General features: G+C 70.1%; 23 protein-coding genes. 19 read left to right on the plus strand and 4 right to left on the minus strand.

Annotation, left to right across the window (positions count from 1 at the left end; all coding sequences use genetic code 11):
- Positions 1-231: 231 nt before the first annotated feature.
- The 6 genes from ACWD3E_RS30655 to ACWD3E_RS30680 all read left to right on the plus strand — a co-directional run bounded on the left by ACWD3E_RS30655 (position 232) and on the right by ACWD3E_RS30680 (position 6,401).
- Positions 232-1,092 (plus strand): menaquinone biosynthetic enzyme MqnA/MqnD family protein, encoded by an 861-nt coding sequence (locus ACWD3E_RS30655; protein ID WP_451390819.1) that lies wholly within the window; start codon positions 232-234, stop codon positions 1,090-1,092.
- Between the two features lie 93 nt (positions 1,093-1,185).
- Positions 1,186-3,039: a protein kinase domain-containing protein gene (locus ACWD3E_RS30660; RefSeq protein ID WP_451390820.1), complete on the plus strand. Its 1,854-nt coding sequence runs from the start codon at positions 1,186-1,188 to the stop codon at positions 3,037-3,039.
- Complete coding sequence (locus ACWD3E_RS30665) at positions 3,039-3,770, plus strand: prepilin peptidase (protein WP_451390821.1); 732 nt, start codon at positions 3,039-3,041, stop codon at positions 3,768-3,770. The genes ACWD3E_RS30660 and ACWD3E_RS30665 overlap by 1 nt, the downstream gene beginning before the upstream one ends.
- A gap of 71 nt (positions 3,771-3,841) precedes the next feature.
- On the plus strand, positions 3,842-5,056 hold the full coding sequence (gene mqnC / locus ACWD3E_RS30670) for a cyclic dehypoxanthinyl futalosine synthase (protein ID WP_451390822.1): 1,215 nt from the start codon (positions 3,842-3,844) through the stop codon (positions 5,054-5,056).
- 7 nt (positions 5,057-5,063) lie between these two features.
- Positions 5,064-5,663 carry a hypothetical protein gene (locus tag ACWD3E_RS30675; RefSeq protein ID WP_451390823.1) on the plus strand — a complete coding sequence of 200 codons (600 nt, stop codon included), beginning with the start codon at positions 5,064-5,066 and terminating at the stop codon, positions 5,661-5,663.
- 42 nt (positions 5,664-5,705) lie between these two features.
- On the plus strand, positions 5,706-6,401 hold the full coding sequence (locus tag ACWD3E_RS30680) for a demethylmenaquinone methyltransferase (RefSeq protein ID WP_451352888.1): 696 nt from the start codon (positions 5,706-5,708) through the stop codon (positions 6,399-6,401).
- Here ACWD3E_RS30680 and ACWD3E_RS30685 read toward each other — a convergent pair.
- Together ACWD3E_RS30685 and ACWD3E_RS30690 are read right to left on the minus strand one after the other, a co-directional pair.
- Positions 6,388-6,705 carry a PASTA domain-containing protein gene (locus ACWD3E_RS30685; RefSeq protein ID WP_451390824.1) on the minus strand — a complete coding sequence of 106 codons (318 nt, stop codon included), beginning with the start codon at positions 6,703-6,705 and terminating at the stop codon, positions 6,388-6,390. The genes ACWD3E_RS30680 and ACWD3E_RS30685 overlap by 14 nt on opposite strands.
- A 169-nt stretch (positions 6,706-6,874) precedes the next feature.
- The gene (locus ACWD3E_RS30690; RefSeq protein ID WP_451390825.1) at positions 6,875-7,384 is read right to left on the minus strand and encodes a GNAT family N-acetyltransferase; all 510 of its coding nucleotides are present in this window, start codon (positions 7,382-7,384) and stop codon (positions 6,875-6,877) included.
- A 49-nt stretch (positions 7,385-7,433) separates the two neighbouring features.
- On the opposite strand from ACWD3E_RS30690, the gene ACWD3E_RS30695 reads away from it, so the two are divergent.
- Positions 7,434-8,768: a geranylgeranyl reductase family protein gene (locus ACWD3E_RS30695; protein ID WP_451390826.1), complete on the plus strand. Its 1,335-nt coding sequence runs from the start codon at positions 7,434-7,436 to the stop codon at positions 8,766-8,768.
- 36 nt (positions 8,769-8,804) lie between these two features.
- Here the strand turns inward: ACWD3E_RS30695 and def are convergent, their stop codons facing one another.
- Together def and ACWD3E_RS30705 are read right to left on the minus strand one after the other, a co-directional pair.
- Entirely contained in the window at positions 8,805-9,428 is a 624-nt protein-coding gene (gene def, locus ACWD3E_RS30700; protein WP_451390827.1) for a peptide deformylase, read from the minus strand.
- A gap of 128 nt (positions 9,429-9,556) precedes the next feature.
- On the minus strand, positions 9,557-10,372 hold the full coding sequence (locus ACWD3E_RS30705; RefSeq protein WP_451390828.1) for a C40 family peptidase: 816 nt from the start codon (positions 10,370-10,372) through the stop codon (positions 9,557-9,559).
- 745 nt (positions 10,373-11,117) lie between these two features.
- Here ACWD3E_RS30705 and ACWD3E_RS30710 point away from each other — a divergent pair.
- The 12 genes from ACWD3E_RS30710 to nuoL are packed head-to-tail and all read left to right on the plus strand — an operon-like array spanning position 11,118 to position 23,756.
- Complete coding sequence (locus ACWD3E_RS30710) at positions 11,118-11,477, plus strand: NADH-quinone oxidoreductase subunit A (RefSeq protein ID WP_003992243.1); 360 nt, start codon at positions 11,118-11,120, stop codon at positions 11,475-11,477.
- A gap of 13 nt (positions 11,478-11,490) precedes the next feature.
- Positions 11,491-12,045 (plus strand): NuoB/complex I 20 kDa subunit family protein, encoded by a 555-nt coding sequence (locus ACWD3E_RS30715; RefSeq protein WP_023547484.1) that lies wholly within the window; start codon positions 11,491-11,493, stop codon positions 12,043-12,045.
- On the plus strand, positions 12,042-12,806 hold the full coding sequence (locus tag ACWD3E_RS30720; protein ID WP_451390829.1) for an NADH-quinone oxidoreductase subunit C: 765 nt from the start codon (positions 12,042-12,044) through the stop codon (positions 12,804-12,806). The genes ACWD3E_RS30715 and ACWD3E_RS30720 overlap by 4 nt, the downstream gene beginning before the upstream one ends.
- On the plus strand, positions 12,803-14,143 hold the full coding sequence (locus ACWD3E_RS30725) for an NADH-quinone oxidoreductase subunit D (protein ID WP_451390830.1): 1,341 nt from the start codon (positions 12,803-12,805) through the stop codon (positions 14,141-14,143). The genes ACWD3E_RS30720 and ACWD3E_RS30725 overlap by 4 nt, the downstream gene beginning before the upstream one ends.
- Entirely contained in the window at positions 14,140-14,922 is a 783-nt protein-coding gene (gene nuoE, locus ACWD3E_RS30730; protein WP_451390831.1) for an NADH-quinone oxidoreductase subunit NuoE, read from the plus strand. The genes ACWD3E_RS30725 and nuoE overlap by 4 nt, the downstream gene beginning before the upstream one ends.
- The gene (nuoF, locus tag ACWD3E_RS30735; RefSeq protein WP_451352896.1) at positions 14,922-16,268 is read left to right on the plus strand and encodes an NADH-quinone oxidoreductase subunit NuoF; all 1,347 of its coding nucleotides are present in this window, start codon (positions 14,922-14,924) and stop codon (positions 16,266-16,268) included. The genes nuoE and nuoF overlap by 1 nt, the downstream gene beginning before the upstream one ends.
- Entirely contained in the window at positions 16,265-18,769 is a 2,505-nt protein-coding gene (locus ACWD3E_RS30740; RefSeq protein WP_451390832.1) for an NADH-quinone oxidoreductase subunit G, read from the plus strand. The genes nuoF and ACWD3E_RS30740 overlap by 4 nt, the downstream gene beginning before the upstream one ends.
- Positions 18,766-20,118 carry an NADH-quinone oxidoreductase subunit NuoH gene (gene nuoH / locus ACWD3E_RS30745; RefSeq protein WP_451390833.1) on the plus strand — a complete coding sequence of 451 codons (1,353 nt, stop codon included), beginning with the start codon at positions 18,766-18,768 and terminating at the stop codon, positions 20,116-20,118. Before ACWD3E_RS30740 ends, nuoH begins: the two co-directional genes overlap by 4 nt.
- Positions 20,111-20,713, plus strand: coding sequence for an NADH-quinone oxidoreductase subunit NuoI (gene nuoI, locus ACWD3E_RS30750; protein ID WP_451352899.1), 603 nt, complete (start codon positions 20,111-20,113; stop codon positions 20,711-20,713). Before nuoH ends, nuoI begins: the two co-directional genes overlap by 8 nt.
- Positions 20,710-21,549 (plus strand): NADH-quinone oxidoreductase subunit J, encoded by an 840-nt coding sequence (locus ACWD3E_RS30755; RefSeq protein ID WP_451390834.1) that lies wholly within the window; start codon positions 20,710-20,712, stop codon positions 21,547-21,549. Before nuoI ends, ACWD3E_RS30755 begins: the two co-directional genes overlap by 4 nt.
- On the plus strand, positions 21,546-21,845 hold the full coding sequence (gene nuoK / locus ACWD3E_RS30760) for an NADH-quinone oxidoreductase subunit NuoK (RefSeq protein ID WP_023547474.1): 300 nt from the start codon (positions 21,546-21,548) through the stop codon (positions 21,843-21,845). The genes ACWD3E_RS30755 and nuoK overlap by 4 nt, the downstream gene beginning before the upstream one ends.
- A 15-nt stretch (positions 21,846-21,860) precedes the next feature.
- Positions 21,861-23,756, plus strand: a complete 1,896-nt coding sequence (gene nuoL / locus ACWD3E_RS30765; protein WP_451390835.1) for an NADH-quinone oxidoreductase subunit L — start codon at positions 21,861-21,863, stop codon at positions 23,754-23,756.
- Positions 23,757-23,760 lie beyond the last annotated feature (4 nt).

Raw genomic sequence — 23,760 nt, forward strand, 5'->3', positions numbered from 1 at the left:
CGGTGCTGCACAACGCATCTGTCTGAAAACGACGAGAGCCCGCGGTTACATGCTCCGCAGGCTCTGTACTGCAAGGGAAACCAAACTGCAACTTGCGGCGAGCCTAGCATGCAGGCAGCCGAAAGCAATAGAGGTCAAGATCACTTCACCCGGATGTTTGAACGTCAGGGTGGGCCGCTTGACGGTGGGGTCGGTCCCAGCACCGTACCCCACGGGGTCTAGTCTCGCGATGTGGACAATTCTCGCACCCGGCCGCGCGTGGGCCACATCCAGTTCCTGAACTGCCTGCCCCTGTACTGGGGGCTCGCGAGAACCGGCACGCTCCTCGACTTCGAACTCACGAAGGACACCCCGGAGAAGCTCAGCGAGGGGCTGGTACGCGGCGACCTCGACATCGGGCCCATCACCCTCGTCGAGTTCCTCAAGAACGCCGACGATCTGGTCGCCTTCCCGGACATCGCCGTCGGCTGCGACGGCCCGGTGATGTCCTGCGTGATCGTGTCGCAGGTCCCCCTCGACCGGCTGGACGGCGCCCGCGTCGCCCTCGGCTCGACCTCGCGCACCTCGGTGCGGCTGGCCCAGCTCCTGCTGGCCGATCGCTACGGCGTCCAGCCCGACTACTACGCCTGCCCGCCCGACCTCAGCCTGATGATGCAGGAGGCGGAGGCCGCCGTACTCATCGGCGACGCGGCCCTGCGCGCCAACCTCATCGACGGCCCGCGCTTCGGCCTGACCGTCCACGACCTGGGCGCGTTGTGGAAGGAGTGGACCGGCCTGCCGTTCGTCTTCGCGGTGTGGGCGGCCCGCCGGGACTACCTGGAGCGCGAGCCGTTCATCACCCGCCGGGTCCACGAGGCCTTCCTCGCCTCCCGCAACCTCTCCCTGGAGGAGGTCGGCAAGGTCGCCGAACAGGCGTCCCGCTGGGAGACCTTCGACGAGGCCGTCCTGGAGGAGTACTTCACCACCCTCGACTTCAGCTTCGGCGCCCCGCAGTTGGAGGCGGTCGCGGAGTTCGCGCGCCGGGTCGGCCCGACGACCGGGTTCCCGGCGGACGTGAAGGTGGATCTGCTCCAGCCCTGGGTTCAGCCGTAGGTATGGATCTGCTTCAGCGGTGGGTGGATCTGCTCCGGCCCCAGTCACTACGCTGCCGGTAGTTCAGGCGTACCGGGGGGAGAGATGCACGCCATGCACCCGCTCGGAGCCGACGAACCGACCGCCGTCGGGCCCTACCGGCTGCTCGGCCGGCTCGGCTCCGGTGGCATGGGCCGGGTCTACCTGGGCCGCAGCGCGGGCGGCCGTACCGTCGCCGTGAAGATCGTGCACCCGCACCTCGCGCTCGACGAGGAGTTCCGGGCCCGGTTCCGGCGCGAGGTGGAGGCGGCCAGCCGGGTCGGCGGTGCCTGGACCGCGCCCGTCCTGGACGCGGACCCGGAGGCCGCGGTGCCCTGGGTCGCCACGGCGTACGCGGCGGGCCCGTCCCTGGCCGCGGCGGTCGCCGACGGCGGCGCGCTGCCGGCCCCTTCGGCACGGGCCCTGGGCGCGGGCCTCGCCGAAGCGCTCACCGCGGTGCACGAACTGGGCCTCGTCCACCGGGACGTCAAGCCGTCCAACGTGCTGCTCACCCTGGACGGCCCCCTCCTCATCGACTTCGGGATCGCCCGGGCCATGGACGGCACGGCGTCCCTGACCTCCACCGGTGTGTCGGTCGGCTCGCCCGGCTACATGTCCCCCGAACAGATCCTCGGCAAGGGCACGACGGGCGCGGCGGACGTCTTCTCTCTCGGCGCGGTGCTCGCCTACGCGGCCACCGGCGAGCCGCCCTTCTCCGGTGACAGCTCGGCCGCGCTGCTCTACAAGGTCGTCCACGAGGAGCCGGAACTCGGCTCGCTCGGCGGAGACCTGCGGGAGGTGGCCGAGGCCTGCCTGGCCAAGGACCCCGCGTCCCGGCCGGCCCCCGCGGAGGTGAGCCGCCGGCTCGCCCCCGTAGGCGCCGCCCGCCTGGTCGCGGGCGGCTGGCTGCCGGGCACCCTGGTGGAACAGGTCAGCCGTCGCGCCGTAGAGCTTCTGAACCTGGAGACGACCGCCGGGCCGGAGCCGGCACCGTCCGGGCCGGTGGAGTTCGCCGGCCCTTCGGTGGACGACGTCAACGGACCCGCGGCAGGCGGGCAGACGCCGGCGCCCGCGTGGGGGCCGGGTGCCGGTGCGCCGGTGTCGACACCGGCGCCGCCCGCTTCCAGTACCGGTGGCAGTGGTTCCGCTTTCCCTTCCGGTGTGGGGGTGTTCGGGCCCGCTCCTGTGATGGGGCCCGCTCCCGTGAAGGCAGCCGGTGGCGCGGCGGACACCGGGCCCGGGGGTGCCGCCTTCGGTGCGCCCACGGTCGTACCCGGTACGCAGGACGCGGTGCCGCCCGGCAGGCTGACCGTCAGCGTGTCCGCGAACTCCGGGCCGGGTGACGGCGGGCGCGGGCGGCGGGTCAGCTGCACGGTGGCGCTGGCGGTCGCCGGGGCGGTGGCCGCCGTCTCCGTGGGGCTCGGGGTGCTGCAACCGTGGTCCGGTGGCGGCACGACCGAGGCCGGCAGTTCCCCCGCCACCAAGGCACCGACCGCGGCCGACAGCGAAGTCCCCTCCGCGTCCACGGATCCGGGCGACGGTGCCGGCGACGGCGCCGGGGATCCCGAGAAGCCCGGCACCATCCCGGCCCGTTACCTCGGCACCTGGGAGGGCGAGGCCACCGGCCTCGGCGGCGCCGTGGCCATGGGCACCTTCCGGGTCACGGTCCACCAGGCGGGCGTGGGCGAGGAGTTGGGCACGATGCGGCAGACCGACCAGCTGGGCGCCGTCTGCACCGACGTCCTCACCCTCAAGAAGGTCACGAAGACCCAGGTCCTGGCCACCGCGGCGGGCGCCAAAGCCAATCACCCCGGCTGCAACCCCACGCCCCACCAGGTCGAGTTGACCCCCGTCGGCGACGATCTGCGCTACACCTCGGACAGTTCGGCCGAAGGCAACCCGGTTTCCCGGATGTCGAAGGTCGGTTAGTGGAGCCGGGGTCGTGGCTCCTCGTCCTCGTCGCCGCGCTGTGGGGCGCCGCGGCGGGCGCGCTGCTGCCCCGCGCCGCGTACCGCTTCGCCGTACCGGCGGACGAGCCGTGGCGGGAGCGGTGCCCGAACGGCCACCCGTTCCGGGGCTGGCTGGGCGCCGCACGTTGCGCCGACTGCCCCATGCCCACTCCCTCCGGGTCCGCCTCCCTCGTCCTCGTCACCGCCCTCGCCTGTGCCGCGCTCGCCGCCGCCACCGGTGTCCGGCCGGAGTTGGCGGTCTGGCTGCTGCTCGCGCCCGTGGGCGTCCTGCTGGCCGCCGTGGACTTCCGGGTGCAGCGGCTGCCGGACCCGCTGACCCTGCCGCTCGCGGCAGCCGTCCTCGCCCTGCTCGGCCCGGCCGCGCTGCTGCCCGCGCACGCCGGGCACTGGTTCACCGCGCTGTACGGCGCCCTCGCGCTCGGCGGCGGCTACTACGTGCTGTACCGCCTCAACCCGGCCGGCATGGGCTTCGGCGATGTGAAACTGGCGCTCGGCACGGGCGCCGCGCTCGGCTGGTACGGCTGGCCGACCGTACTGCTCGGCGCCTTCCTCGGCTTCCTGCTGGGCGCGCTCTACGGCGCCGCCCTCGTGCTCGCCCGGCGGGCTGGGCGCAGGACGGCCATCCCGTTCGGGCCGTTCCTGCTGGCCGGGGCCTTCGCGGGGCTGCTGCTCGGCGCGTCCTCGGCCTGACCGTGGACGGCCGGTATGGCTGGCGTAGGCTGGCTCGGTCCGTCCATAACCCTTGACGAAAGGGACGCCCGGTGTCTGAGAAGGCCGACCTCGCTTCCGTTGATGTCACTGCCGTACTCGACCGAGCCGCGGCGGGCGGACGCATCACCCCGGAGGAGGCGCTCGTCCTCTACCGCGACGCCCCGCTGCACGCGCTGGGCGCCGCCGCCGACGCCGTGCGCCGCCGCCTGTACGCCGGCACCGAGCACATCGCGACGTACATCATCGAGCGCAACATCAACTACACGAACGTGTGTGTCACGGCATGCAAGTTCTGTGCCTTCTACGCGCCGCCGAAGGACAAGGCGAAGGGCTGGACCCGCGACCTCGACGACATCCTGCGCCGCTGCGCGGAGACCGTCGAACTGGGCGGTACCCAGATCATGTTCCAGGGCGGCCACCACCCGGACTACGGCGTCGAGTACTACGAGAAGCACTTCAAGGCCATCAAGGAGGCCTTCCCGCAGCTGGTGATCCACTCGCTGGGCGCCTCCGAGGTCGAGCACATGGCCCGGATCAGCGGGGTGTCGGTCGAGGAGGCCATCACCCGCATCCACGAGGCGGGCCTCGACTCCTTCGCCGGCGCCGGTGCCGAACTGCTGCCCGCCCGCCCGCGCAAGGCCATCGCCCCGCTGAAGGAGAGCGGCGAACGCTGGCTGGAGATCATGGAGATCGCGCACAAGCTGGGCGTGGAGTCCACCTCCACCATGCTCATGGGCACGGGCGAGACCAACGCCGAGCGCATCGAGCACCTGCGGATGATCCGTGACGTGCAGGACCGCACCGGTGGCTTCCGGGCGTTCATCCCGTACACCTACCAGCCCGAGAACAACCACCTGAAGGGCCGTACGCAGGCCACGATCTTCGAGTACCTGCGGATGATCGCGATCGCCCGCCTGTTCCTGGACAACGTCCGGCACATCCAGGGCTCCTGGCTCACCACCGGCAAGGAGGTCGGCCAGCTGTCCCTGCACTACGGCGCGGACGACCTCGGCTCGATCATGCTGGAGGAGAACGTGGTCTCCTCGGCGGGCGCCAAGCACCGCTCCAACCGCCTGGAGATCATCGACCTCATCCGCAAGGCGGGCCGCGTCCCGGCGCAGCGTGCCACGACGTACGAGCACCTCGTCGTGCACGACGACCCGGCGAACGACCCCGCCGACGACCGCGTGGTCTCCCACATCTCCTCCACGGCCATCGAGGGCGGCACGGCCCACCCCGAGCTGAAGCTGCTCGCCTCCAACTAGGCGCACTGTGCTGACACTTCACGTCGCCGAGCGGTCTCCCGAGACGGCGGTTCTGGTCGACGGGGCGTTCGTCGCCGCCGTCGGCCCGTACGAGGAACTGGCCGCCGCCGAGCCCCGGGCCAAGGTGCGGCGCTGGCCCGGCATCCTCACCCCGGGGCTGCTGAACCCGTACGGTCCGGAGCTGTTGGAGGCCACGTACCACCCCGACCCCCGTGAGGCCGACGTCCTGGGCACCGAGCCCATCGGCGGGGAGCGGGCGCGGGAGATCTTCCGCGCCGATCCCGCACGCCTCGGCGCGAGCGCGCGACGCGGGGTGCAGCGGATGCTGGCGCACGGCACGGTGGCGGTGGCCGGGGAGCTGCGGTCGCGGGCCGTGGTCGACGCGGTGCGCAGGGCCGGACTCGCGGTGGGGCAGCGGCCCGACCGCCTCCCGGGTCCGGCGGCGCTGTCCCCGGCCCCGCTGGTCCTGCTGCCGCGGCTCGTCCCGGGCGGGCCGGCCCGCTTCGCCGTGTTCGACGTCGCGGACCGCGCCGAACTGGTCCGCCGCGGCGCCGGGACCTGTGTGGCGACCGTGATCGGCGGGCGGTTGGTGTACCGGGGCCGCTGAGCCGCGCGCGGTCCCCTGAACCCGGGCTGCAACAATGAGCGGGTGACCCGCGCTTCCCTGAACAAGCAGCCGCACGAAGTCGCCTCGATGTTCGACGACGTGGCGGAACGGTACGACCTGACCAACGACGTGCTCTCGCTCGGCCAGGACCGGATCTGGCGCAAGGAGGTGGCGAAGGCGGTCGACGCGCGCCCCGCGCAGAAGGTCCTCGACCTCGCGGCCGGTACGGCCACGTCCTCGCTGCCGTTCGCGCAGGCCGGCGCCTACGTCGTCCCCTGCGACTTCTCCCTCGGGATGCTCCGCGTCGGCAAGAGGAAGAACACCTGGCTGCCGTTCACGGCGGGCGACGCGACCCGGCTGCCGTTCAAGGACGACACCTTCGACGCCGTCACGATCTCCTTCGGCCTGCGCAACGTGCAGGACACGGACGCGGCCCTGCGCGAGATGTACCGGGTGACCCGGCCCGGCGGGCGCGTGGTGATCTGCGAGTTCTCGCACCCGACCTGGGCGCCCTTCCGGACCGTCTACACCGAGTACCTGATGCGGGCGCTGCCGCCGGTCGCGCGCGCGGTGTCCTCGAACCCGGACGCGTACGTCTACCTCGCCGAGTCCATCCGTGCCTGGCCCGACCAGCCCGCCCTCGCCGAACGGCTGCAGAAGGCGGGCTGGTCGAAGGTGGCCTGGCGCAACCTCACCGGGGGTGTGGTCGCGCTGCACCGGGGCTTCAAGGAGAGCTGAACCCCGCCACGGCGTACGGGTCGCCGGGCTCGTCCAGTTCCCGTTGCAGTCCACCCGAGGGCGGCCGTGGGATGCGCGGCTCGCGCACGCCTCCGCCGCCCTCGCCCTCACCGAAGTCGAACCACACGTACACCATCGACTCCCGCGGCACCTCGGCGCCGGGCTGCGGATACTGGCGTACGACATGGTCGACGACGGCGCGTTGGAAGTCCGGCCGGTCCGGCGCGCTCAGGAACAGGCCCCGCGCCCTTGCCGTTTCGCGTGCGTCCACGGCCATGAGTCCGACCAGCCGCGGAACACGCACTTCGGGTGTTTTGGGTGTTATGTGCACAGATGTCACCCCCAGCGGTACTGGCAGGGTAACTCCGGTGCGCACCACCCGGAAGGACTCGGTGTCTTTCTGTAACAGATCGCTACTCTGCGTGACTTGAGGGTGCCTCGAGGACTGGTCGAGTGCGAGCTGGTCGTGCGCGCTAGCCGAGTGCGAGGCGGAAGCAGCGCGTCGGCTCGTTCAGGGCGGGGTGGGTGTACGTCTCTGCGGGCTCCATGCCGAGCCGCCGGGTCACCGCGACCGCCCGTTCGTTGACCGGTCGGACCATCGCCACCACGCCCGGCACGCCCGCCGCCCGCACCCGCTCCAGGGTCTCCCGCGCGGCTGCCGTGACGTACCCCTTGCCCCAGTGCGCTCGACCGAGCCTCCAGCCGACCTCGACCTCCCCTACAGGGCCCCAGTCCGGTCGCCAGGGCTGGGCGCCGGTGAAACCGATCACCTCGCCGGACTCGTCCAGCATTGTCCACAGACAGAAACCGTGCTCCGCGTCGTGCCGCCGCTGGCGCGCGGTGAGTTCCTCGTAGTCGGCCAGCGCCGCCCGCTTGCCGCCGTAGAACTCCATGACCTCGGGGTCATCGAACAACCGGTGCCAGGCGACCGCGTCCTCGTGAGTGGGAACGCGCAGACGTACCGCGGGGAGAGGTCGGTTCACGGATGACAGCCCTTCAGCCGGGTGATCAATTCTGCTGAATAGACTGCCCATGTCCAGTGCCGGTCGGCACGCAGTTTTCGAACCTTGGGGAGATCCCGCCGTGACCGAGCCCCTCTCCGAACACACCGCCGACGTGATCGTCGTGGGCGCGGGGCCAGCCGGCTCCACGACCGCGTACCACCTTGCCAGGTCCGGACTCGACGTCCTCCTGCTGGAGAAGACCGAGTTCCCGAGGGAGAAGGTCTGCGGCGACGGCCTCACCCCGCGCGCGGTCAAGCAGCTCGTCGCGATGGGCATCGACGTCTCGGAAGAGGCCGGCTGGCTGCGCAACAAGGGCCTGCGCATCATCGGCGGCGGCCACCGTATCCAGCTCGACTGGCCGGAACTCGCCTCCTTCCCGGACTACGGGCTCGTCCGCAAGCGCGACGACTTCGACGAGCAGCTCGCCCGCCAGGCCCAGAAGGCCGGAGCGCGCCTGTACGAGCGCTGCAACGTGAGCGAGCCGATCATCGACGACCGCACCGGACGCATCACCGGTGTGACCGCCAAGCTCGGCGAGGAGAAGCGCGAGGCCACCTTCCGCGCGCCGCTCGTCGTCGCCGCCGACGGCAACTCCACCCGCCTGTCCCTCGCGATGGGCCTGCACCGCCGCGAGGACCGCCCCATGGGCGTCGCGGTGCGCACGTACTTCACCTCGCCCCGCCACGAGGACGACTACCTGGAGGCCTGGCTGGAGCTGTGGGACCGCCGCGGCCCCCAGGACCGGCTGCTGCCCGGCTACGGCTGGATCTTCGGCATGGGCGACGGCACCTCGAACGTGGGCCTGGGCATCCTCAACTCCTCCTCCGCCTTCCGGGAGCTGGACTGGCGCGAGGTGCTGAAGGCCTGGTGCGCCTCCATGCCCGAGGACTGGGGCTACACCCCGGAGAACATGACCGGCCCGATCCGCGGCGCCGCCCTGCCCATGGCCTTCAACCGCCAGCCGCACTACACCAAGGGCCTGCTGCTCGTCGGCGACGCCGGCGGTCTGGTGAACCCCTTCAACGGCGAGGGCATCGCCTACGCCATGGAGTCCGGCCAGATCGCCGCCGACGTCATCGTCCAGGCCCACGCGCGGTCCACGCCCGCCGGGCGCGAGATCGCCCTCCAGCGCTACCCGCGCGTCCTCAAGGACACCTACGGCGGCTACTACACGCTCGGCCGCGCCTTCGTGAAGATCATCGGCAACCCGAAGATCATGCAGATCGCCACGCAGCGCGGCCTCTCGCACCCGGTGCTGATGAAGTTCGTCCAAAAGCTCCTCGCGAACCTCACCGACCCCACGGGCGGCGACGCGATGGACCGCATCGTCAACGCCCTGAGCAAGGCGGCCCCGAAGGCCTGAGCGCCCCCTGGAGCCGCCTCAGGGCCCTCAGGGGCTTCAGGGGCTCAACTCCCCGGCCTTGGCGGTCCGGCGGGCGTACACCTCGTCCCGCCGGTCCGCCATCTGCCGCAGCGCATCCCTTTTGTCCCGCTTGGAGAGCCGGTCCAGATAGACGTGACCCCGGGTGTGGTCGGTCTCGTGGGCGAGGCAGCGGGCGAAGTACCCCGTGCCCTCGATGAGCAGTGGGTTGCCGTCCTTGTCCTGGCCGCGCACGACGGCCCGGTCCGGCCGTGGTACGGCCATCACGGCACCCGGCACGGACAGGCAGCCCTCGTCCTCGTCCAGCAGCCGCCGTCCGCTCAGTGGCGTTTCGAGCACCGGATTGACGATGTGCCCGACATGCCGGATTCCGTCGTCATCGGGGCAGTCGTACACGAACAGGCGCAGATCGACCCCGACTTGGTTCGCCGCCAGTCCCGCCCCTTCGGCGACATACATGGTGAGGAACATGTCGTCGATGAGCGCGGCGAGGTCGGGCCCGAACTCGGTGACGTCCCGGCACCGCTTGTGCAGCACTTCCTCACCGACCTCGGTGATACGGCGCACCGCACCGCGCCCGGACTCGGGGGCGTAGCGGGGGTGGTAGTCGGCCGGGTTTCCCTGGACGAACACGCGTGGCATCGCGCGGTCTCCTTCACTCGTGGACGGACCGCCAGGCGGCGGCCCGTCCGCAGCATGTCAGGAGACGCGGAAGGGCCGCTGCCCCCGAGCGGCTGCGGCCCTACGCGCGTGAGTGGCGTGCTGTGTGCTCAGAGCACCCGCACGGCGCCGGTCGGCGGGTCGTACGACAGCGGCTTCTCCACGATGCCCGTGGAGGGGTTCTGCGCGCCGACGAACATGCCGTCACCGGCGTAGATCGCCACGTGGTAGGCGCTGCCCGCGCTGCCCCAGTAGAGGATGTCGCCCGGCTGCAGGTTGCTCAGCGAGACCTGGGTGCCCTGGGTCGACTGGTCCTGGGAGACGCGCGGCAGGCTGACGCCGACCTGCTTGAAGGCGGCCTGCACGAGGCTGGAGCAGTCCCACGCGTTGGGGCCGGAGGCACCGAGGACGTAGCTCTTGCCGATCTGCGCCTTGGCGAAGGCGAGAACCGCCGCGGCCGAACCGGTGGCCGTGGACGTGCTGGTGCTCGTGCTGGAGCCGGTGCTCGCCGTGGTGGAGAGCGTCGTCCGCTCCGCGTTGCGGGACGCGCGGGCGGCGGCCTCCCGGCGGGCGGCCTCCTCGGCCTTCTTCTTGGCCTCCGCCGCCTTCTGCTTCGCCTCCGCAAGGTCCGCCTTGGCCTGCTTCGCGGCGTGCGCGGCGGCCGTGTCACGCTCGGCCTGAAGCTCGTAGTTCGCGGCGACCTGCTGCGTGGCGTCCGCGGACTGGGCGACCTGAGCGGACAGGTCGGCCGTCAGGGTGGGCAGTTCGAGGGTCTGCGTCACCGGCTCGGAGGCGTTCGCCGAGCCGGACGCCCCGGCGACTGCCAGGGTGCTGAGGACGCCACCGGCAACTCCGGCCCGCATCGCGACGGTGGACGCGCTGCGGCGGGGCTTCCGGTGGCTGCGTATGTGAGCGGTGTGGGACATGGGAACAACCGGTACCAGGGGCTCCTTCATATCTTCAAGAAACGTGTCCTGCGCCACAGTTGCTCAATCGAGACCCAGAATCCCGGGCACGTCACTCTTTATTGACGCCGTAACGGACATTGTGGACGACGGTGATCAAGCCTTTGATCACGGTCTTTGATCATTACGTCCGAATTGCCCTCCGCCTACCACTGGTTGCGGTCGATGGCCAAGCCCGGTTCTCGGAGGCCTCTTGTCGATGTGGCGGAGGTCACGGAACGGTCACCGGAGGGGCCGCGTCCCGCGCGGGCGGGAGTTCGTGAACGCGTGCACGCATCCAGGCGCCGTCCACATTGCGCCCCACACCTCCCCCTGATGTGTGAACGGCCTCCCGTATCAAGAGGTGGCGTCCAGCACCAATTTGCATGCAGCGGAACTCTCTTGATATTGAGACGCCCCTTCTGGCCTGGAGTGACGGGCGAGAATGTCACTTCTGGTGATCAGCTGAACGCTTCGCGTATGAAGATCACCCATCATCCGACTTCATGATCCTTCGTCAGGTGGTGGAGATCACAAAGCTTGTGGAATACCCCGTGTCGCAGATCACAGAGTGGCGGGCATAAGATGCGAGGCAGTTGGGCTTGTGACCTGCTTCACATGTTCTCGATCTTCGCCCGGGACGAGCGGGGTTCGGGGGACCGGTGAGGCGGATGTGAGCCCAGTGCAACCGCCAGCAGTCAGCGCCGACTGAGAGGAGCGAGGAGCGGTGAACGCGTATGCGCCCATCCTCGTACTGGGAGCCCTCGGGGCAGGCTTTGCGATCTTCTCCGTGGTCATGGCCACGCTGATCGGTCCGAAGCGGTACAACCGCGCCAAGCTCGAAGCCTACGAGTGCGGCATCGAGCCGACCCCCACGCCGGCCGGCGGCGGGCGCTTCCCCATCAAGTACTACCTGACGGCGATGCTCTTCATCGTCTTCGACATCGAGATCGTCTTCCTCTACCCCTGGGCCGTCACCTTCGACGCCCTGGGGATCTTTGGGCTCGTGGAGATGCTGCTCTTCGTGCTCACCGTCTTCGTCGCGTACGCGTACGTATGGCGGCGCGGCGGCCTGGAATGGGACTGAGGGGCCTACTGACATGGGACTCGAAGAAAAGCTGCCGAGCGGCTTCCTGCTGACGACCGTCGAGCAGGCCGCGGGCTGGGTGCGCAAGGCGTCCGTCTTCCCCGCCACCTTCGGCCTCGCCTGCTGTGCCATCGAGATGATGACCACCGGTGCGGGGCGGTACGACCTGGCGCGCTTCGGCATGGAGGTCTTCCGCGGCTCACCGCGCCAGGCCGACCTGATGATCGTCGCCGGCCGGGTCAGCCAGAAGATGGCGCCGGTGCTACGGCAGGTCTACGACCAGATGCCCAACCCGAAGTGGGTGATCTCCATGGGTGTCTGTGCGTCCTCGGGCGGCATGTTCAACAACTACGCGATCGTCCAGGGCGTCGACCACATCGTCCCCGTCGACATCTACCTTCCCGGCTGTCCGCCCCGGCCCGAGATGCTGATGGACGCGATCCTCAAGCTCCACCACAAGATCCAGACCTCCAAGCTCGGCGTGAACGCCGAGGAGGCCGCCCGCGAGGCGGAGGAGGCGGCGCTCAAGGCCCTGCCCACGATCGAGATGAAGGGGCTGCTGCGGTGAGCGACGCGAACGGCACCAACGGCGCGAACGGGTCCGCGAACGGGGTCAACCCCGAGAAGGACCTCTCGGCCTCCAACCTCCCCGGCCAGCGCGGCCGGGGCGGCGAGGAGATCCGCGTCCAGCGCGGCATGTTCGGCGCCGACAACGGCGGCGACACCTCCGGCTACGGCGGCCTGGTCCGCTCGGTCCGACTTCCGGGACCGGCGGCCCGTCCCTACGGCGGCTGGTTCGACGAGGTCGCCGACGAACTCGAGGGCGCGCTGGAGGAACAGGGTCTGCTCCCCGGCAACGCCATCGAGAAGGTGGTCGTCGACCGCGGCGAGATCACCTTCCACATCGAACGCGAGCACCTCGCCCGCGTCGCCCGCACCCTGCGCGACGACCCCGCCCTGCGCTTCGAACTGTGCACCGGCGTCAGCGGCGTCCACTACCCGCAGGACAAGGGCCGCGAGCTGCACGCCGTCTACCACCTGCGCTCGATCACCCACAACCGGCTGATCCGCCTCGAAGTCAGCGCCCCCGACGCCGACCCGCACATCCCGTCGCTGGTCCCCGTCTATCCGACCAACGACTGGCACGAGCGCGAGACCTACGACTTCTTCGGAATCGTCTTCGACGGTCACCCGGCCCTGACGCGGATCATGATGCCGGACGACTGGCAGGGCCATCCGCAGCGCAAGGACTACCCCCTCGGCGGCATCCCCGTCGAGTACAAGGGCGCCCAGATCCCGGCTCCGGACCAGCGGAGGTCGTACTCGTGAGCACGCAGTCAGCATCCGACGCGTCGGCCGCCTCGGCGCGCGAGACCACCGAGGGCACCGTATATACGGTCACCGGTGGCGACTGGGACGAGATCGTCCAGTCCGCGGCCCGCGCCGACGACGAGCGCATCGTCGTCAACATGGGTCCCCAGCACCCCTCCACCCACGGGGTGCTCCGCCTGATCCTGGAGATCGAGGGCGAGACCGTCACCGAGGCCCGCTGCGGCATCGGCTACCTCCACACCGGCATCGAGAAGAACCTCGAGTTCCGCACGTGGACGCAGGGCACCACGTTCGTGACGCGCATGGACTACCTGACGTCCTTCTTCAACGAGACCGCCTACTGTCTCGCCGTCGAGAAGCTGCTCGGCATCGAGGACCAGATCACCGAGCGCGCCAAGATCATCCGGGTGCTCCTGATGGAGCTGAACCGGCTCTCCTCCCACCTGGTGTGCATCGCCACCGGCGGCATGGAACTGGGCGCCACCACGATCATGATCTACGGATTCCGTGATCGTGAAATGATTCTCGACCTCTACGAGCTGATCACGGGCCTGCGGATGAACCACGCGTACATCCGCCCCGGCGGACTCGCCCAGGACCTGCCGCCCGGCGCGGTGGACCAGATCCGCGAGTTCGTGAAGAAGATGAAGAAGAACCTCCCGGAGTACGACAAGCTCGCCACCGGGAACCCCATCTTCAAGGCCCGCATGCAGGACATCGGCTACCTCGACCTGGCCGGCTGCATGGCCCTCGGCGCCACCGGACCGATCCTGCGCGCCACCGGCCTGCCGCACGACCTGCGCAAGACCCAGCCGTACTGCGACTACGAGACGTACGACTTCGAGATCCCGACCGCCGACACCTGCGACGCCTACGGCCGCTTCCTCATCCGCGTGGAGGAGATGCGCCAGTCGCTCGGGATCGTCGAGCAGTGCCTGGACCGGCTCCAGCCCGGCCCGGTCATGGTCCCCGACAAGAAGATCGCCTGGCCCGCCCAGCTCGCCCTGGGACCCGACGGGCTCGGCAACTCCCTCGACCACATCAAGAAGATCATGGGCACCTCCATGGAGGCCCTGATCCACCACTTCAAGCTGGTCACCGAGGGCTTCCGCGTCCCGCCGGGACAGGCGTACGCGGCCGTCGAGTCGCCCAAGGGCGAACTCGGGGTGCACGCCGTCTCCGACGGAGGCACCCGCCCCTACCGGGTCCACTTCCGTGACCCGTCCTTCACCAACCTGCAGGCCATGGCGGCGATGTGCGAGGGCGGCCAGGTCGCCGACGTGATCGTCGCCGTCGCGTCCATCGACCCCGTGATGGGAGGCGTCGACCGGTGACCACCAGTTCCTCGGAGCGGGGCGTCAGCCTGGGTATGCCCGAACTGCCCGCGCCGGCCTACCCGGACGACGTCCGGGCCCGGCTGGAGGCCGACGCGCGCGAGGTGATCGCGCGCTACCCGGACTCCCGGTCCGCCCTGCTGCCGCTGCTCCACCTCGTGCAGTCGGAGGAGGGCCATGTCACGCGCACCGGGATGCGGTTCTGCGCGGACATGCTCGGCCTGACGACGGCAGAGGTCACCGCCGTCGCCACCTTCTACACCATGTACCGGCGGGGGCCGTCCGGCGACTACCAGGTCGGGGTCTGCACCAACACGCTGTGCGCGGTGATGGGCGGCGACGCGATCTTCGAGACCCTCCAGGAGCACCTGGGCATCGGCAACGGTGAGACCACCGACGACGGCAAGGTCACCCTGGAGCACATCGAGTGCAACGCGGCCTGCGACTTCGCGCCGGTCGTGATGGTCAACTGGGAGTTCTTCGACAACCAGACCCCCGCGAGCGCCACGCGCCTGGTGGACGACCTGCGCGCGGGGCACCCCGTCGAGCCGACGCGCGGAGCGCGGCTGTGCACCTTCAAGGAGACCGCCCGGATCCTGGCGGGCTTCCCCGACGAGCGGCCAGGGGCCGTCGAGGAGAGCGGCAGCGCGGGCCCCGCCTCGCTGGTGGGCCTCCGCCTGGCAAGGGGAGAGGCCGCACCCGCGCGCGTGGTCCACCCGCGTGCCCAGGAACCCCAGGACGCGCCGCACGCCGGCCAGGCCGAGGAGGAGGGGGAGTGATGACCGTGGTACCCGAAGTCAAGGACACCAGCCCCGAGAAGCTGCTCGCACCCGTGCTGTCGGCCTTCTGGGACGAGGACCGGTCCTGGACTCTGGACGTCTACCGGAGGCACGAGGGGTACGAGGGGCTCCGCAAGGCGCTCGCCATGTCACCGGACGACGTGATCGCGTACGTCAAGGAGTCCGGACTGCGCGGGCGCGGCGGCGCGGGATTTCCGACCGGGATGAAGTGGCAGTTCATTCCGCAGGGTGATGGGAAACCGCACTATCTAGTTGTCAACGCCGACGAATCGGAGCCCGGGACCTGCAAGGACATCCCGCTCCTCTTCGCGAACCCGCACAGCCTCATCGAGGGCATCGTCATCGCGTGTTACGCCATCAGGTCGTCTCATGCCTTCATCTATCTGCGTGGTGAAGTCGTCCCCGTTCTGCGGCGGTTGCACGAGGCCGTGCGCGAGGCCTACGCGGCGGGCTACCTCGGCGAGAACATCCTGGGCAGCGGACTCGACCTCCACCTCACCGTGCACGCCGGCGCCGGCGCGTACATCTGCGGTGAGGAGACCGCGCTGCTCGACTCGCTCGAAGGCCGCCGTGGTCAACCGCGGCTGCGTCCTCCTTTCCCTGCTGTCGAAGGGCTCTACGCCTGCCCGACTGTTGTGAACAACGTCGAGTCGATCGCGTCGGTTCCCGCGATCCTCCAAAACGGGAAAGAATGGTTCAGGTCGATGGGCAGCGAGAAGTCGCCCGGCTTCACGCTCTACTCGCTCAGCGGCCACGTCGCGAGCCCCGGCCAGTACGAGGCCCCGCTCGGCATCACGCTGCGCCAGCTCCTCGACATGAGCGGCGGCATGCGGCCCGGCCACCGCCTCAAGTTCTGGACGCCGGGCGGCTCCTCGACCCCGATGTTCACCGACGAGCACCTCGACGTGCCCCTCGACTACGAGGGAGTGGGGGCCGCGGGTTCGATGCTCGGCACCAAGGCCCTGCAGTGCTTCGACGAGACGACCTGCGTGGTGCGGGCGGTGACCCGCTGGACCGAGTTCTACGCCCACGAGTCCTGCGGCAAGTGCACGCCCTGCCGCGAAGGGACGTACTGGCTGGTGCAGTTGCTGCGGGACATCGAGGCCGGCAAGGGCGTGATGAGCGACCTCGACAAGCTGAACGACATCGCCGACAACATCAACGGCAAGTCGTTCTGCGCCCTCGGCGACGGCGCCGCGTCCCCGATCTTCTCCTCGCTCAAGTACTTCCGCGAGGAGTACGAGCAGCACATCACGGGCCGGGGCTGCCCCTTCGACCCGGCCAAGTCGACGGCCTGGGCGGACCGCCCGGAGGTGAACGCATGACCGTGACCACCAGCGCCCCCGCCGGAGGGGGAGAGGCGGCGGTCCCGCCGGAGGACCTCGTCACGCTGACGATCGACGGCATCGAGATCAGCGTGCCCAAGGGCACCCTGGTCATCCGGGCCGCCGAGCAGCTCGGCATCGAGATCCCGCGCTTCTGCGACCACCCGCTGCTGTCCCCGGCCGGCGCCTGCCGCCAGTGCATCGTCGAGGTCGAGGGCCAGCGCAAGCCCATGGCCTCGTGCACCATCACCTGCACCGACGGCATGGTCGTCAAGACCCAGCTCACCTCGCCGGTCGCCGAGAAGGCCCAGCAAGGGGTGATGGAGCTGCTGCTCATCAACCACCCGCTGGACTGCCCGGTCTGCGACAAGGGCGGCGAGTGCCCGCTGCAGAACCAGTCGATGTCGCACGGCAGCGCCGAGTCCCGCTTCGAGGGCAGGAAGCGGACGTACGAGAAGCCCGTGGCGATCTCCACGCAGGTGCTGCTCGACCGGGAGCGGTGCGTGCTGTGCGCCCGCTGCACCCGCTTCTCCAACGAGATCGCGGGCGACCCGATGATCGAGCTGCTGGAGCGGGGCGCGCTGCAGCAGGTCGGCACCGGTGAGGGCGACCCGTTCGAGTCGTACTTCTCCGGCAACACCATCCAGATCTGCCCGGTCGGTGCGCTGACCTCGGCGGCCTATCGCTTCCGTTCCCGTCCCTTCGACCTCGTCTCCTCGCCCTCCGTGTGCGAGCACTGCTCCGGCGGCTGCGCCACCCGCACCGACCACCGGCGCGGCAAGGTCATGCGGCGGCTCGCCGCCAACGACCCCGAGGTCAACGAGGAGTGGATCTGCGACAAGGGACGCTTCGCGTTCCGCTACGCGCAGCTGAGGGACCGCCTCGACACCCCGCTGGTCCGCAACGCCGAGGGCGTCCTGGAGCCCGCCTCCTGGCCGGAGGCGCTTCAGGCGGCGGCGCGCGGACTGGCCGCCGCCCGCTCCCGGGCCGGTGTCCTCATCGGCGGCCGGCTGACCGTCGAGGACGCCTACGCCTACAGCAAGTTCGCGCGCGTGGCCCTCGACACCAACGACATCGACTTCCGCGCGCGCGTGCACAGTGGCGAGGAGGCCGACTTCCTGGCGGCCAGGGTGGCGGGCCGCGGCCGTGACCTAGACGGTACGGGCGTCACGTACACCTCCCTGGAGAAGGCGCCCGCCGTCCTGCTCGTCGGCTTCGAGTCGGAGGAGGAGGCGCCCGGCGTCTTCCTGCGGCTGCGCAAGGCCTGGCGGCGGCACAAGCAGCAGGTGTTCGCGCTGGCCACGCACGCCACCCGGGGCCTGGAAAAGGCGGGCGGCACGCTGCTGCCGACCGCCCCCGGCACCGAGACCGAGTGGCTGGACGCCCTGGCGAGCGGCGTCGGCCTGGAGGAGCCGGGCACCAAGGCCGCCGAGGCGCTGCGCACCGAGGGCGCGGTGATCGTCGTGGGCGAGCGGCTCGCCACGGTCGCCGGCGGCCTCACCGCCGCCGTCCGCGCGGCCACCGCGACCGGCGCCCGGCTGGTGTGGATCCCGCGGCGCGCCGGAGAGCGCGGCGCGATCGAGACGGGCGCGCTGCCCTCGCTGCTGCCGGGCGGCCGTCCGGCCACCGACCCGCGCGCGCGGGAGGAGGTCGCCGCCGCCTGGGGGCTCGCCGAACTGCCGCTGCGCTACGGCCGCGACACCCACCACATCGTCGAGGCCGCGGCCACCGGAGAGCTGTCCGCCCTCGTGGTCGCGGGCGTGGAGGTCGCCGACCTGCCCGACCCGGCACGCGCGCGTAAGGCCCTCGAGAGCGTCGGCTTCCTGGTGTCGCTGGAGCTGCGGCCCAGCGAGGTCACCGAGCACGCGGACGTCGTCCTGCCGGTGGCCGCGGTCGCCGAGAAGGCGGGCACCTTCCTCAACTGGGAAGGCAGGGTGCGCTTCTTCGAGGCCGCCCTCAAGCCCGAGCAGATGACCCGCCGCCTCGCCCCGAGCGACGGGCGCGTGCTGCAGATGCTGGCCGACGCCATGGACGTCCACCTGGGCCTGCCGGATCTGCGCACCACGCGCGCGGAGATCGACCGGCTCGGCTCCTGGGACGGGCAGCGGGCCGCCGGGCCCATGGAGTCCGCGGGCGTGCTGCCGCGGCCGGCCGCCGGCGAGGCCGTGCTCGCCGGGCACCGGCTGCTGCTCGACCGGGGCCTCCTCCAGGAGGGCGACGAGGCGCTCGCCGGAACCCGGCACGCCGCACGCGCGCGCGTGTCGTCCGCGACGGCCGCCGAGGCCGGCGTCGAGGACGGCGGCCTCCTCGCCGTCACCGGATCCGCCGGCACGGTCGAACTCCCGCTCCAGATCACCGAGATGCCCGACCGGGTGGTGTGGCTCCCGCTGAACTCCCTCGGCCGGGGCGTCGCCTCCGACACCGGGGCACAGCCCGGTTCCCTCGTCCGTATCGGCCCGGCGGCAGTCGCCGATGAGGCCCCCAAGGAGGTGGAGGCATGAGCCCGTACCTCGCCGCTGAAGACCTCTCGATGTTCGGCCACGACCCCTGGTGGCTGGTCGTCGTCAAGGCCGTCTTCTGCTTCGCCTTCCTGATGGTGACCGTGCTGTTCTCCATCGTCTGGGAGCGCAAGGTCGTCGCCTGGATGCAGCTGCGCATCGGCCCCAACCGGCACGGCCCCTGGGGCATGCTCCAGTCGCTCGCCGACGGCGTGAAGCTGATGCTCAAGGAAGACGTCATCGTCAAGCGCGCGGACAAGGTGGTCTACATCCTCGCGCCGATCGTCGCGGCCATCCCGGCCTTCATGGCGATCGCGGTGATCCCCTTCGGCCCGGCCGGCAACGAGATCTCGATCTTCGGCCACCGCACCACGATGCAGCTCACCGACCTGCCGATCGCGATGCTCTACATCCTCGCGGTCGCCTCCGTGGGCATCTACGGCATCGTGCTGGCGGGTTGGAGTTCCGGATCGACGTACCCGCTGCTGGGCGGCCTGCGGTCCTGCGCGCAGATGATCTCGTACGAGATCGCCATGGGCGCCGCGTTCGCCTCCGTGTTCCTCTACTCGGGGTCGATGTCGACGTCCAGGATCGTCGAACAGCAGCACGACCGCTGGTACATCCTGCTGCTGCCGGTCTCGTTCATCCTCTACATCGTCACGATGGTCGGTGAGACCAACCGCGCCCCCTTCGACATGCCGGAGTCCGAGGGCGACCTGGTCGGCGGCTTCAACACCGAGTACTCGTCCATCAAGTTCGCGCTGTTCATGCTCGCCGAGTACGTGAACATGGTGACGGTCTCGGCCGTGTCGACCACCCTGTTCCTCGGTGGCTGGCGTGCCCCCTGGCCGATCAGCGGCTTCTGGGAGGGCGCGAACCACGGCTGGTGGCCGCTGCTCTGGTTCGTCATCAAGGTCCAGCTGCTGCTGTTCTTCTTCATCTGGCTGCGCGGCACGCTCCCTCGTGTCCGCTACGACCAGCTGATGAAGCTCGGCTGGAAGGTCCTCATCCCGGTCTCCGTGACCTGGCTGATGCTCGTCGCGACCGTACGGGCCCTGCGCAACGAGAACTACGACTTCGCCGACATCGCCCTCTACGTCGGCGGCGGTGTCCTCGCCCTGCTGCTGATCTCCCTCGTCGCCGACATGTTCCGCGAGAAGGCGAAGCCGGCCGAGCAGCCCGCCGCGTTCGACCCGATGGCGGGCGGATTCCCCGTGCCGCCGCTGCCCGGGCAGGAGCTGCCGCCGGTGCCCAGGCGCCGCCCCCGCCAGGAGCGCGAGCTGATTGTCAGTGGCGGGTCGGACACTGTCAGTGACGGATCTTCGGATGGAAAGGAGGCGTCCGATGGCTGAGGAGCCCAAGGACACCACGCCGGGTTTCCAGAACCCCGTGGCCGGCTTCGGCGTGACCTTCAAGGCCATGTTCAAGAAGCGGCTGACCGAGCAGTACCCGGAGCAGCAGAAGACCACGGCTCCGCGGTTCCATGGACGGCACCAGCTCAACCGCCATCCGGACGGCCTGGAGAAGTGCGTCGGCTGCGAGCTGTGCGCCTGGGCCTGCCCCGCCGACGCCATCTACGTGGAGGGCGCCGACAACACCGACGAGGAGCGCTACTCGCCCGGTGAACGGTACGGCCGCGTCTACCAGATCAACTACGCCCGCTGCATCCTGTGCGGGCTGTGCATCGAGGCGTGCCCCACGCGCGCGCTGACGATGACCAACGAGTTCGAACTGGCCGACTCCAGCCGCGCGAACCTCATCTACACCAAGGAGCAGCTGCTCGCCGGCCTCGAAGAGGGCATGGTCGACACTCCCCACGCGATCTTCCCGGGGACCGACGAACAGGACTACTACCGGGGGCTGGTGGTGCAGGCCGCGCCCGGCACGGTCCGCCAGGTCGCCGTGTCCAAGGGAGAGCGGCCCGAGGACCAGGAGGTGGAGGCATGAGCCAGCTCGCCGCCTACACCACCTCCACCGGCGAGGCCTTCCAGTTCTGGGTGCTCGGCACGGTCGCGGTGCTCGGCGCCCTGTGCACCGTCTTCATGAGGAAGGCCGTGCACAGCGCGCTCTGCCTCGCCGGGACCATGATCGTCCTGGCGGTGTTCTACCTCGCCAACGGCGCCTACTTCCTGGGGATCGTGCAGATCGTCGTCTACACCGGCGCGATCATGATGCTGTTCCTCTTCGTGGTGATGCTCGTCGGCGTGACGGCCGCGGACTCGCTGAAGGAGACCATCAAGGGCCAGCGCTGGCTGGCCCTCGTGTGCGGGGTCGGCTTCGGCGTCCTGCTGTTCGCCGGTATCGGCAACGCCTCCCTGAAGGAGTTCGACGGCACCGGCCAGGCGAACGCGAACGGCAACGTGGAGGGCCTCGCGTCCCTCATCTTCACCAAGTACGTCTTCGCCTTCGAAATCACCGGCGCCCTGCTGATCACGGCCGCCGTCGGCGCCATGGTGCTCACCCACCGCGAGCGCACCGAGCGCGCGAAGACCCAGCGCGAGCTGTCCGAGCAGCGCATCCGCGAGGGCAGGCACCTTCCGCCGCTGCCCGCCCCCGGCGTCTACGCCCGGCACAACGCGGTGGACATCGCGGGCCTGCTCCCCGACGGCACCCCGTCCGAGCTGACCGTCAGCAAGACGCTGCGCGAGCGCGGCCAGATCCGTGACGTGTCGACGGAGGCCCTCAACGACCTGCGGGCCCTGGAACAGCGCGCCGAGGAGCGCCTGGAGCGGACCGCGATCGAGCCGGCGACGTTCAAGCGGCCCGAGGAGGCGTCGAAGTGAACCCCGTCAACTACCTCTATCTCGCCGCCCTGTTGTTCACCATCGGTGCGACCGGGGTGCTGATCAGGCGCAACGCGATCGTCGTGTTCATGTGCATCGAGCTGATGCTGAACGCCTGCAACCTCGCGTTCGTCACCTTCTCCCGGATGCACGGCAACCTCGACGGCCAGATCATCGCCTTCTTCACGATGGTCGTCGCCGCCGCGGAGGTCGTGGTGGGCCTCGCGATCATCGTGTCGCTGTTCCGTACCCGCCACTCGGCCTCGGTCGACGACGCCAGCCTGATGAAGCTGTAAGGGGTCGGAAGAATCGTGGAGAACCTGATCGCGCTGCTCATCGCGGCGCCCCTGCTCGGAGCGGCCGTCCTCCTGGTCGGCGGCCGGCGCCTCGACGCCGTCGGCCAGTGGATCGGCACGCTCCTGTCGGCCACGTCCTTCGTGTTCGGCGTGATCCTCTTCGCCGACCTGCTCGGCAAGGACGCGGACCACCGGACCCTGATGCAGCACCTGTTCAGCTGGGTCCCGGTGGCCGGCTTCCAGGCGGACGTCACCTTCCGTCTGGACCAGCTGTCGATGACGTTCGTTCTGCTGATCACCGGCGTCGGCTCGCTGATCCACCTCTACTCGGTCGGGTACATGGAGCACGACGAGCGGCGCCGCCGCTTCTTCGGCTACCTGAACCTGTTCCTCGCGGCGATGCTGCTGCTCGTCCTCGCCGACAACTACCTGCTGCTGTACGTCGGCTGGGAGGGCGTCGGCCTCGCCTCGTACCTGCTGATCGGCTTCTGGCAGCACAAGCCCAGCGCCGCCACGGCCGCCAAGAAGGCCTTCCTGGTCAACCGCGTCGGCGACATGGGTCTGTCGATCGCGATCATGCTGATGTTCAGCACCTTCGGCACCTTCGCCTTCGGCCCGGTCCTCAGCCACACCGGTGACACCTCCGAGGGCAAGCTCACCGCGATCGGCCTGATGCTGCTGCTCGCCGCGTGCGGCAAGTCGGCCCAGGTGCCGCTCCAGTCCTGGCTCGGGGACGCCATGGAGGGCCCGACCCCGGTCTCGGCCCTGATCCACGCCGCGACGATGGTGACCGCGGGCGTCTACCTGATCGTCCGCTCCGGGGCCATCTTCAACGCGGCCCCCGACGCCCGGCTGGCCGTCACCGTGGTGGGCGCGGTCACGCTCCTCTTCGGTGCGATCGTCGGTTGCGCGAAGGACGACATCAAGAAGGCGCTGGCCGGCTCGACCATGTCGCAGATCGGCTACATGATCCTGGCGGCCGGCCTCGGCCCCATCGGCTACGTCTTCGCGATCATGCACCTCGTGACGCACGGCTTCTTCAAGGCCGGGCTGTTCCTCGGCGCCGGTTCGGTCATGCACGGCATGAACGACGAGGTCGACATGCGCAGGTACGGCGGCCTCAGGCAGTACATGCCGGTCACCTTCATCACCTTCGGCCTCGGCTACCTCGCCATCATCGGTTTCCCCGGTCTGTCCGGCTTCTTCTCCAAGGACAAGATCATCGAGGCGGCCTTCGCCAGGGGCGGCACCGAGGGCTGGATCCTCGGCGGCGCAGCCCTGCTGGGCGCGGCCATCACCGCCTTCTACATGACGCGCGTGATGCTGATGACGTTCTTCGGGGAGAAGCGCTGGCAGCCCGACGAGCACGGCAACGAACCGCACCCGCACGAGTCGCCCAGGGTCATGACGATCCCGATGATCGTGCTGGCCGTCGGCTCGGTCTTCGGAGGCGCGTTCTTCAGCATCGGAGACCGCTTCGTGCACTGGCTGGAGCCGGTCACCGGTCACAGCGAGGGCGACTCGCCGATCAGCGCCGGCGTCGTCACCGGCGCGACCATGGTCTGCCTGCTCGTCGGCGTCGGCATCGCCTGGGCGCAGTACGGCCGCCGGCCCGTCCCGGTGGTCGCCCCGCGCGGCTCCCTGCTCACCCGCGCCGCCCGGCGCGACCTGCTCCAGGACGACTTCAACCACGTCGTCCTGGTACGCGGCGGCGAGCACCTGACGCGCTCTCTGGTCTACCTCGACCACACCTTGGTCGACGGTGTCGTCAACGGCACGGCGGCCGGCTTCGGCGGCCTGTCCGGGCGGCTGCGCCGGGTCCAGAACGGCTTCGCCCGCTCCTACGCGGTCTCGATGTTCGGCGGCGTGGCCCTCCTGGTCGCCGCGACCCTGCTGATGAGGGCGGTCTGATACC

The sequence above is a fragment of the Streptomyces sp. NPDC002676 genome (genome assembly GCF_053592455.1).